Below are 11,065 nucleotides of genomic sequence, written 5' to 3'. Positions count from 1 at the left end.
CCGCGTCAGCCCTCGGTCGGGTCGGGCCGGCGGATCAGCTCCACCCCGAGCAGCTCGGCCAGCACGGCGCCGTCCTCGGACAGTACGGCCGCGTCGCACTCGGCGGACATCCCGTCGGTCCGTCGTGCCGAGACGACGACGCGCGCGGCTCCCCAGTCGGTCCCCGCCCGGTGGATCCGGCACTCCCGGATCGACATCGGCAGCGCCGCCCCGACACCGGCCCGCAACGTCCAGCCGACGGCGAGTTGGAGGGCGCCGTCGAGCGCGGCGACGTCCACCGTCCAGGGCACGGCCAGCCAGGGCTCGACGTCCCGGGGGCGGAGCGCGGCCACACCCCCGTCGGCGCCGAGCCGGACCTGGTCCAGGACCTGGAACACCGGGCCGTGGAAGAGCGCCGGTCCGTCGTACGGTTCGGGGACCTCTTCGAGGCCTTCCGGCGTCCGCCAGCGGTGCGGGTCCGGCGGCGGGCCGTCGGCGACCACCGTGCCGGCGTACTTGGCCCCCACGGCGCCCAGTTCGACGGTGAGACCGCCGCGCCGTGCGGACCCGTCCGTCCTCGTCCGGCCGCGCAGCACGAGCCTCTCGCCCGGTTCCTGCAGTTCGATCCTGCGGAGTACCCGCAGGTCGTGGAGGACCAACGGGCCGGTGTCCGGCCGCCAGGACCGGGCCAGCCCGATGAACCAGTGCACCAGGACGGCGACCGGAACCACCGGTGCCCCGTCGATCCGGTGGTCGTCCAGCAGCGCGTACTGCGGCCGGGCGAGGGTCAGTTCGGCGACCGGTCCCTGCCCGGCAAGGACGTCGGGAGCCAGGTCCCCGGCGGCGCGCAGCACCCGGGTGGGCCCGCCGGGGTCGGCGAGTTCGGCGACGAACGCGCGCGCTCCGGCAGCCGGTTCGATCAGCTCGACCCCGGCGGCGCGGAACCGTTCCGCGATCGTCCGGGTGACCATGCCGCCGTCCCAAGGACCCCAGGCCACAGAGCGTGTCAGGCAACCGGGATGGGCGGCGGCGTACGCGGAGAGCAGGTGGTCGACGGCGGTGTTGGCCATCGCGTAGTCGGCCTGCCCCGGGCTGCCGAACACTCCGGAGGCCGAGGTGAACGCCACGAGCAGGGAGAGCGGGTCGTCGGCGGTGGCGGCCAGCAGGGCGCGCAGCCCGTCCACCTTGGTGGAGTACACCAGGGCGAACTGCTCGTCGGTCTTGGCACCGATCAACCGGTCGGCGATCACCCCGGCGCCGTGCACCACCCCGGTGATCGGGCCCCAGTCCCGGCGTACCTCGGCCAGGGCGTCGCGCAGGACCACCTCGTCCCGGGTGTCCACGGACAGGTAGCGCGTCGGCGAGCCCGCATCCTCCAGGGCTCGCAGGGTCTGCCGAACCTCACGTACGGCCAGCACGCGCCGCGCCTCGGCGGCGAGTTCGGCTGGTGGGGCCTGGCGGGGGCCGGTGGCGAGCAGCCGGATCAGGCCCGCCTCGTCGGTGGCCCCGGCCAGCCCCGCGGATTCCTCGGCCAGTGCGGTACGGCCGAGGAGCACCAGTCTGGGCCGGTGGGCGACCGCGAGTTCGCGGATCGCCGACGCGGTGACGCCGCGTGCGCCGCCGGTGACCACGATCACCGAGTCGGCATCGGCCCGGGGTTCGACGGGGCCGGGTGCGACGGGGCACGCCAGCGGAACCGTCCGGCTTCCGTCGGCGGGGAGACCGACCGTGATCGACGGCCCGCCCGCGGTGAGCTCGGCGGCGATCGCGGCAGCGACCTGCTCGTCACTGCGCCCGGTGCGTGCGCAGTCGATGGCCTTCACCGTGGCCAGGGGCCACTCCCGGGCGGCGGTCCTGGCCAGTGCGTCCAGACCACCATGGACCGGCCAGCCGCCGTTTCCGCTCAGCCCGAAGTCGCCCCCGGTGTCCTGCACGGTGACCAGGAGGCCGCCGGCCGAGCTGAGCCGGTCGGCCAGCCCCCGGACCGCCGCGAAGGCGGCCGGCGGGTCGTCGCCCTTGTCCAGCAGGATCACCGACCGTGCCTCGGCCGGAAGACCGATGACGAGGCGGGCCGGCACACCGTGGGTTGCGAGTTCCTCGACCAGCAGATGACCCACCCGGGTGGAGTCGTCGAGCACGAGGAGCTCCCGGTCGCGCAGACCGGCCAGGGCCAGCCCGGCCGGCGCCAGCGGCAGGGCGCGTACCGCCAGGCGGACCGGCTCCGGACGGTTGGTGGCGGTGGGGACTTCGGCGGCGGGGGCATCGGTGGCTTCCGGACCGGCGGCGGGCTCGGAGTCCACGTCCTCGGGGGATCCAGGGGCGGAGGTCCCGGGAGGCTTCGGGGACACCGGGGACACCGGCGACGGACCAGCGGACGCCTGGTCGCCGGCGTCATCGATCTGTCCCGCCAGCTGGGCGACCTTGACCGAGATCTCCCGCAGCGTGCGCAAGGACGCCAGCTCGGACAGGTCGGCTGCGGGCAGTTCACCCACACGTTGGCGGACCCGGGAGAGCACTTCGACCTTCTTGATGGAGTCGATGCCCAGGTCGGCCTCGAGTTCCATGTCGAGGTTGATGATGTCCGCCGGGTAGCCGGTGCGCTCGGCGACCACCTCCAGCAGCAGCGCGCCGATCGACTCGGCGTCCAGCGGCAGCCCGTCCGGCCGCAACGCGTCCGGTTGCGGCCCGAGCAGCACCAGCCCGGGCGCCGGGGCCTCCACGGGCGACGGCACGACGGTGGCCTGCGGGGGTGGCGCCGGCACAGCCGATGTCGCCTCATCCCTGTCGCCGCCCGAACCGGAACGGAAGGGCTGGCCAGAGCCGGGGACCGTACCTGACGGCACGGGGGCGTGGACCGGTTGACCGGAGGGCACGACCTGCGCGCCGGTGGCACCCACCGCGACCTCTGCGACGGGCCATGGCTGCGGGCCGTCCACGCCGACGGCGGGGAGACGGACACCGGCGGCGCCGAGCAGGGCCTCCATCGAGGCATGCGCCGTCCGCAGGTAGAGCTGGTGGTTCTCAGCGGTCACCCGTTGGTACGTGGCATGCGCCTCCGCGCTCTGCCGCTGGGCCTCGGCCAGGAGCCGTAACCATTCCGTCGGCGGAGCGGGGTGGGCCGAGCCGGTGGACCGGACGCTCGGGGTGGTCACGGGAGCTGGCGTGCCCGGCCGGATGTCTCCGGGCCTGTCCGTGGCCACCTGGCCGGGGATCAGCGGTGCCTGCGTGCCGGGCCCGGCCGGCTCGGCGAGACCCGGGACCGGTTTCGGGGACGGGCCGGCAGAGGACACCGGCGCCGACCAGGCCACCGGCTGGACCGACAATTGCGCCGCCGGCATCGGGCCCAGGGCGGGCCGCGCGGTGCCGGGGCCCGGGACCGGTGGTGTCGCCTCTGACACCGCCGCGGGCGGCACCACCGACCCCGGCCGCCCCGGCGCCCCGTCGGGCGACGCCACCGGTCCCGGAGCTGCGGGAGTGGCACGTCCGCCACGATGGTCATCGCGGTGGTTGCCGCCGTTGATCAGGACCGTCATCCGTGGTTTCTCCTCACGAGCCGGCTCGGGCACGGGCTTGTGCCCCTCCCACAGCGCGGACAGGTCCATGGCGACCCCGCGCACCGCGGCCCGCCCCAGCCCGTCGTAGAACGCGGCCAACCCGTGGCTTCCGCGCCGGTCGAGGCTGATCGCCGCGTGCTCACGGTCACCGAGTACCTCACCGGTCAGCCCGGTCAGGGTGGTGCCGGGCCCGACCTCGACGAAGGTGCGCACCCCGTCCTCGTACATCGCCTCCACCATGTCGCCGAACCGCGCCGGCGCGGCCAGTTGGGCGGCGATGCCGCGCCGCACCGTCGCCGGTTCGCGCCGGTACGGGGCCGCATCGGCTCCCGCGTATACCGTCCGTGCCGGCCGGTGGACCGTGAGGTCGGCAAGGAAACGGGTGAACGGCTCGATGGCGTCGGCGACCAGGGGACTGTGGAACGCGGCGGCGGCGTTCAGCCGACGGGTGACCACGCCGGTCGCGGCGCACCGGGCCTCCACGGCGGTCAATGCCTGGTCCGTGCCGGCCAGGACGACCTGCCGGGGCGCGTTGTGGTGGGCGACCCACACCCCGTCCACCTGCTCCGTCAGCTCCTCGATGCGCTCCAGCGGCGCGTTTACCGCGAGCATCCCCCCGGCGGTGGTGGCCGCGTCCCGCATCAGCTCCCCCCGCCGCCGGGCCAGCCGGACCAGGGTGGGGGCGTCGAAGGAGCCCGCCGCGTACAGGGCGACCAGTTCACCGAAGCTGTGCCCTGCCACGCAGTCAGGCGTCAGCTTCAGATCCGACAGCACGGCCAGCAGGGCCAGGCTGTGCGCGGCCAGCGCCGGCTGAGCGACCTCGGTGGCGGTCAGTGCCGCCTCCAGCGAGGCACGGTCCTCCTCGCTGAACACGGGGGGCGGGAACACCTCCCGGTGCACCGGGAGGACTGCCGCGACCGCGTCCCAGGCATCCCGGGCCGCCCTGTGGTGAACGGCGAGTTCGGCGCCCATGCCCACGTACTGCGCGCCCTGGCCGGGGAAAAGGAAAGCGACCCGGCCGGGGGCGGGATCACCGGTGGCGAAGTGCGCCCGGGGCGCGGAGAACGGCACCCCGGCCTCCACCCGGACCGCCAGCGCGTCCAGCCGCCCCGCCAGATCGCTGGCGTCGTCGGCCACCACGGCCAGTCTCGCCCGGTGTTCGGTCCTGAACGCCGCCTGACACTCCCGCGCGATTGCCGCCAACGGCCGGTCGGGCCGGGGCCGGCGGATCAGTTCGGCCAGTGCGCCGGGGGAGGAGGCGCTGAACAGGACGAGTTCGCCGGGGGCCGCCGGGAGGTGCCAGGCTCGTCGGCCGCCCCTGGCGGGAACGTATTCCTCCAGCGTGACGTGGAAGTTGGTGCCTCCGAAACCGAAGCTCGACACGCCGGCGCGGCGCGACCGACCGTCGCCGCTGATCCAGGGCCGGGTGGCGGTGTTCAGGTAGAAAGGGGAATCGGTAAGCTCAAGTTCGGGGTTGGGCCGCCCCACCTTGATGGTCGGAGGCAACACCCGGTGGTGCAGGGCGAGTACGGCCTTCAGCATTCCGACGGCGCCGGCGGAGGACTTGGTGTGCCCGAACTGGGACTTGGCCGAGCCCAAGGCGCACCACTGCCGGTCAGGGCGTCCTTCAGCCTGGAACACCTCTCTCAGCGCGGCGAACTCGGCGGCATCACCGGCCTTGGTCCCGGTGCCGTGCGCCTCGACGAGTTCCACGCTCTCCGGGCCGTACCCGGCCACGTCGTACGCCCGGCGCAGCGCCCGTTCCTGGCCGGCGGCCAGCGGCGCGTAGATGGCCTTGCTCCGGCCGTCCGACGCTGCGCCGAGGCCCCGGATCACCGCGTAGATCCGATCCCCGTCGCGTTCGGCGTCGGCCAGCCGCTTCAGCGCGAACATGACCACGGCCTCGCCGAGCATGGTGCCGTCGGCGTCGGCCGCGAACGGTCGGCAGTCCTCCGTCGGAGAGAGCGCCGGAGTCTTCGAGAAGCACACGTACATGGTGATGTCGTTCAACACGTCCACGCCGCCGCAGATCACCAGGTCGCAGCTGCCGAGGGCGAGCTCACCCAGTCCGGTGGAGAGCGCGGCCAACGACGAGGCACACGCGGCGTCGGTCACGTGGTTGACGCCGTGCAGGTCGTACCGGTTGGCGATCCTGCCGGACACCACGTTGCCGAGCAGACCGGGGAAGGTCGCCTCGGTCCAGGCCGGGAAGTTGGCACTGATCCGGTCGCAGATCTCGTCGGCCGCGGCCGGGTCGAGACCGGAGGCAAGGAGTTCCCTTCTCCACACCGGCCGGGAGAGCCGCGCTGACACCTCGAACCCCATGGCCAGGCCGCTGGTGCCCAGCACCACCCCGACCCGTTCCCGCTGTTGTGCGGTCATCTGCCCGAGGCCGCAGTCGGCCAGCAGGTCACCCGCGGCCATCATGGCCAGCAGCTGGGCGGTGTCGGTGGCCGCAAGGTCGCTCGGCGGGATTCCGTACGCCAACGGATCGAACTCGAAGTCAGGCAGGAACGCGCCCCTCCGCACGTAGGTCTTGTCCGGAGCGAACGGGTCAGGGTCGTAGTGGTCGGCCGGTGACCAACGCTCCACCGGTACGTCGGACATGAGATCCCGGCCGGCGAGGACGTTCCGCCAGAACCCTGCCACGTCTCGGGAGCCTGGGGTGAACGCGGCGAGACCGACCACCGCGACGGGAACCTGGGCACGTTCTGCTCTCATCTGCGCGGACACTCCTGCAGGGGTCAGGCGAGTTTGCGGGGACGGAACGTCAGGGCGGAGTCCGGTATGGAAAGCCCGAAGGTACGCAGCTGGTGCGCGCGAGTGATCACGGCGGCGCCCTCCAGCAAATTCAAGGCGATCTGCGTGACGGTGCGCCGGGACGGATCGGCAAGCAGGCTGCCCCGAGCCCAGTTGTTGAACGCGCCGAGCGAGGGACCGGCCCACAACTGGTAGTCGGTGCGGCGCTCCGGCCGGCCCTCGATCGCCCATCGGCTGGCGTTGCCCACGTACCACCGGAATACCAGGGCCATCCGGTGCTTGGGGTCGCGTTCGGCTCTGGCCAGCTGTCCGGGGTCGCGCCGTAGCCAGAACCGTTCGGTGTCCGCCCAGATCGCGTCCAGGTCCGCGCCGAACACTTCGTTCTCCAGTCTGTGCCGCGTGTCGGCGGGGATCTCCGCCAGGGACCGGTGACGTCGGTAGACGTCGTACAGTCGCTTGGCGCGCGCCGCGAACAGGGTGCCTCTCGCCAACACCTGGACTTGAATGCCTTGCTCGAACATGTCCGCGGCCGGGGCCATGGCCACGTCGGTGATGCCGGCTCCGGCCAGCAGCTCCCGCGCGTCCGCGGACACCCCGGACTCTGCTGCCAGTTGATTGACCGATCCGGTCATCACGTAGGCCGCGCCGAGTGCGAAGGCACCGGCCACCGCGCCGGGGGTGCCCAGACCACCCGCGGCACCGACCCGGATCGGGCGGAGGAAGCCGTACCTGGCCACCAGGGTGTCCCGGAGCGCCAGCAGCTCGGGCAGGATCACGGACAGCGGACGGCTGTCGGTGTGACCGCCGCTGTCGGCCTCGACGGTCACGTCCTCGGCGACCGGGACCAGGCGGGCCAGCCGGCCCTGCTCAGCGGTGAGAGCCCCGTCCCGGACCAGCGCGTCCAACAGCGCCTCCGGTGCAGGCGACATGAACTTCTCGGCCACCTCACGACGGGACACCTTGGCGAACAGACAGGTGTCCCTGACCACCCGGCCGTCGGCGTCCCGCCGCAGTCCGGCCGCCGCGCAGCGGACGACGGCGGGCGTCAGGTCCATGAACGCGGAGGCCGAGATCCGGCGTACACGGTGACGCAGCAGGAGGTCGGCGACCTGCGACTCCAGTCGGGGCTCGCCGGGTGAGTGGATCAGGTTGACGCCCCAGTTGGGCGCGTCGCCCAACGTCGCGGTCAGCTCCGTCACCGCCTGTTCCACCCGGTCGGGGGCGAGTCCGGCGGCGCCGAAGAAGCCCATGAGCCGGGCTCCGGCCAGCTCCATCACCATCTGGGTGGTGGCGATCCCGTTGGCCATCTCCCCGGCCACGTAGGGAAACCGTGTTCCGTGTGCCTCGGCGAAGCCTCGGTCGCCAAGCCACTCCGGGTACACCGGTGGGGCCAGCCCGACGAGCGGGTGGCCCCCGCCGGGCCCGAGCGTCCCGCCCACGGCCAACCCGTACCCGGATCCGCCGCCTACTACGTACAAAGGCTCACGGATCCGGGCCGCGTAGGCGGAGATCCCGGCCGGGTCGAACGCGGCCGGCTCCGAGCCGGGCCGCCAGCAGACCTGGGGCACGCTGGCGGTGCGTCTGGGCGCCTCGGACAGAGTGGTGTTCACCGGTCGGCTCCTCTCGGACGCGGCGTCGGTGTGGGCGTAGGTCCTCCGGCCGGCCCGTACCCGTTCCCGGTTGGGCCGACTGCCCTGTGGCGACCGTCCGCGGCGGCACGACAGACAGCGGGCGGGCTCGCTGAGTCCCACACCTCCCGGGTGGCCGCACTGCCGGGCACGGAGGAACACGCCCGGGGACGCGACACGGGGACGGCCGGGGAACGGCCCCAGGAGTCGACCCGCCGTCTCAAAGCGGGCCACAGCAGTTCAGCGATGCGGTGCCAGGTCAACCGGGGCAGCCTCCGTTCGGGGTGGGAGCCCGGACAGCAGGTACTCCAGGCTGATGTGTTCCGGGACGCCTGCCGGTCCGAGTCTGGCCCTCACCCGGGAGTCGTCGTACCGACGGTGGTGCCGCAGATAGCAGAACACCCCCCTGACCAGTGAAAGGACCGACTCGTACGGCGAGGGGTCGGGGAGCTCCAGCACAACTGCGATACGGACCCCGGAGAGTTGCTCCAGCAGTCTGCCGAACACGACGACCGGTGTCTCCTGGCCGTGTACGACGTGGTAGGTCTCCACCTCGTCGGGGGGAGGCAGGTCGGCGAGCCGGGCCATCACGGCGGCGGCGGATTCCACCGGTATCAGGTTGAGTTGTCCGTCCGGCCGCCCCAGGATCCGGAAGCGGTTGGTCCAGGGGAGGAGCACGTCCGGTGTCCAGCCGGGGCCGAGCTGGCTCCGTGCGATGCCGGACAGGTTCCGCGTGATGTTCAGCAACGGGTGTTCCGGGAGATCCGGGTGGGGCGGCAGACCGGTGGTCAGGACGCTTGGCCGGAAGATCACCACCGGCCGGCCGGTGGCCCTCGCCCACGCGTGCACCACCTGTTCCGCCTCGAACTTGGACCGTTCGTAGGTGCCTTCGAAGCCGTAGGCATCGGTCAGTTCGTCCTCGTACACCACCCCGGTCCGACGCGCCCCGGCCACGAACGCCGTGGAGACGTGGAACACCACGGGGGTACGGCGTCCGGCCCCGGCCAGGTCGAGGACGTACCGGGTGCCTTCCACGTTCACCTCGCGCAGCGTGGCCAGGTCACCGTCGAGTGTGGTGTTCCCGGCGCAGTGCCAGATCGCGTCCAGCGAGTCCGCCAGTTCCTGGTAGTCACTCTTCGGCAGGGCGAGGCCAGGTTCGGTGATCCGGGCGGACACCACCTGGACGCGGTCGGCGAGGCCGGTGAGGCCGGGGGCGAACCGGCCGAGGCCTCGGGTGATCCGCTCCCGTACGCGGTCGGGCTCCCCGCGCGCGAGCACTGTGACCGACGGGTGACGGCGCAACAGCTCGTGCAGAAGTCGAAGGCCAAGGAAACCCGTGGCACCGGTCAACGCCACCCGCACCGTACCCCCCGCTCTCGCCTCTGATGCTGGCCCACGTTCTCACGTGGAAAGCGGTGGGACGAGGCCACGGGAACGGCATCACTCGTTGTGCTGATATTCAGGCAGAACCGCTGGCACACCGCCGCTTTCGCCGGTAAGCACATGTTCTGTACCGTGCGTGGGTACGGCCCGGCACGCCTGCTTGCCCCTGCGTTCCTGGGTACTGCGAGCCACCTGGAATGCGAGCCGCCTGGAACACACAGGAAGGAACTCAATGGGCCAGGACCGTCTTGCAGCGTCCTACGGTGATGCCAATCCACTGTTCCGGTTGTGCCGGCACCTGGGCTGGGGCGCGCTGGTCAACCTCGGTTACCACACCCTTCCGACCCTCCCCGGGATCGTCGGTGGGCTGGCTTGGTTTCAACGACGGCTCGAGACCAGGAGCCTGGCACTCCTGCAAGCCAGTCCGGGACACCGGGTGCTGGACGCCTGCTGCGGACGCGGCCACACCACCGCCCGGCTGGCTGCCGCGGGCTGTGACGCCGTGGGGGTCGACATCACCGCCGACCAGATCGCGCAGGCTCGCGCCCGGTACGGCGACGCCGTCCGCGCCACCTTCGCCGTGGCCGATGTCACCGCCCTGCCGCAGGCAGAGGGCATCCGTGCCACGAACGGCTCGTTCGACCGGGTGCTCTGCCTGGAGGCGGCCTTCCACCTTTCTCCTGCCGACCGCCGCGCTCTGTTAGCCGAAGCCTTCCGGGTACTGCGCCCCGACGGAAGGTTCGTCCTGGTCGACTTCGTCTGGAACACGGACGATCCGTCGGTGATCCGGCAGCTCGATCCACTGGGCCTCGTACGCGAGGCGTGGCAGTTCGACGAGTTCGAGCCCCTGAGGTGTTACCTGAGGCACGCGGAGGAGACGGGGTTCGTCATACGGCGCACCGTCGACTGGACCCGTCCGGTGATCGAAGGCTTCTCCCGTCTCGGCGCTCTCCTGACACGCATGGCGACGAACCAGGCCGGCCGGGAACTGCTGTGCCTGCGCTGGCCCGACTTGCGCGAGTTCAGCGAACAGGACTGGCGGCACACCCTCGCCAGTGTCGACGCCCACTGCTCCGTAGGACGCTGCACGGGCTACGTCGCCCTGGTGCTCGACAAACCAGCCTGATCACCTGCGCCTGCCGAAAAGCTCGTCCGCCCAGTTCAGGCGGTATGTCGATACTCGTGGAGGATGCCGCCGAGTCGTTGGGGTCGTCGTATGTCGAGGTGGATGATCTGTTCCGGATCGCTGATCGGCCTCGGCAAGGGGCGTAGCGGGCGGGCGTTGGCGATGCCTTGATGGGGCCGGTGGGAGTTGTAGAAGTCTTCGAACTCGCGTAGCGCGTGGAGCAGGTGTCGCTGGTTCCGGATCAGGGTGCGGTCCTGCAGCTCGCGCCGACAGGTCTGCACCCACCGTTCCATGATCGAGTTCATGCGCGGCATCCGTACTCCGCTGAGTACTGCCTCGATCCCTGCATTGTTGAGGACGGTGTCGAACAGGGTGGGAAACTTCCCGTCCCGGTCCCGGATCAGGAACCTGACCCGGCAGTCGGCGTCTTCGAGGTCCCTGACGGGATTCTTCGCGACGTGCGTCACCCAGGATGCGGTGGGGTGCGTGGTGGCGCCGAGGATCCGGATCCGGCGGCTGGCATGCTCGATCACCGCGAACGGCGCTGTCACATTGTTGGGTGTGTGAGTGTCTGATGGCGTCGTCGGGGCGTGGTGGGCTTGTGTTTCGGGCCTGAGGTCAGGCCGTGGTGGCCT

At 71.8% G+C, this 11,065-nt stretch carries 5 protein-coding genes; 1 reads left to right on the top strand and 4 read right to left on the bottom strand.

Annotated features, from left to right (window positions below; genetic code table 11):
* Positions 1-5: 5 nt before the first annotated feature.
* From ACF07S_RS32070 to ACF07S_RS32060, 3 genes are all read right to left on the bottom strand, one after another.
* Positions 6-6,254, bottom strand: a complete 6,249-nt coding sequence (locus tag ACF07S_RS32070) for an SDR family NAD(P)-dependent oxidoreductase (protein ID WP_391975779.1) — start codon at positions 6,252-6,254, stop codon at positions 6-8.
* 23 nt (positions 6,255-6,277) lie between these two features.
* The gene (locus tag ACF07S_RS32065; RefSeq protein ID WP_391975778.1) at positions 6,278-7,903 is read right to left on the bottom strand and encodes a PfaD family polyunsaturated fatty acid/polyketide biosynthesis protein; all 1,626 of its coding nucleotides are present in this window, start codon (positions 7,901-7,903) and stop codon (positions 6,278-6,280) included.
* Between the two features lie 258 nt (positions 7,904-8,161).
* Complete coding sequence (locus ACF07S_RS32060; protein WP_391975777.1) at positions 8,162-9,271, bottom strand: SDR family oxidoreductase; 1,110 nt, start codon at positions 9,269-9,271, stop codon at positions 8,162-8,164.
* Positions 9,272-9,536: 265 nt separating this feature from the next.
* Between ACF07S_RS32060 and ACF07S_RS32055 the strand changes: the two genes are divergently transcribed.
* Positions 9,537-10,430, top strand: a complete 894-nt coding sequence (locus tag ACF07S_RS32055; RefSeq protein WP_391975776.1) for a methyltransferase domain-containing protein — start codon at positions 9,537-9,539, stop codon at positions 10,428-10,430.
* A 35-nt stretch (positions 10,431-10,465) separates the two neighbouring features.
* Here ACF07S_RS32055 and ACF07S_RS32050 read toward each other — a convergent pair whose 3' ends face one another.
* On the bottom strand, positions 10,466-10,981 hold the full coding sequence (locus tag ACF07S_RS32050; RefSeq protein ID WP_391975775.1) for an integrase core domain-containing protein: 516 nt from the start codon (positions 10,979-10,981) through the stop codon (positions 10,466-10,468).
* Positions 10,982-11,065: the final 84 nt, after the last annotated feature.

It is taken from the genome of Streptomyces sp. NPDC016640, assembly GCF_043076215.1.
Classification (GTDB): domain Bacteria; phylum Actinomycetota; class Actinomycetes; order Streptomycetales; family Streptomycetaceae; genus Streptomyces.
This window is presented reverse-complemented; position numbering and strand designations above follow the sequence as displayed.

Bases quoted from the DNA above. Each gene is read 5' to 3' on its own strand.
- ACF07S_RS32055 (WP_391975776.1), top strand. From the start codon at position 9,537: ATGGGCCAGGACCGTCTTGCAGCGTCCTACGGTGATGCCAATCCACTG.
- ACF07S_RS32070 (WP_391975779.1), bottom strand. From the start codon at position 6,254: ATGAGAGCAGAACGTGCCCAGGTTCCCGTCGCGGTGGTCGGTCTCGCC.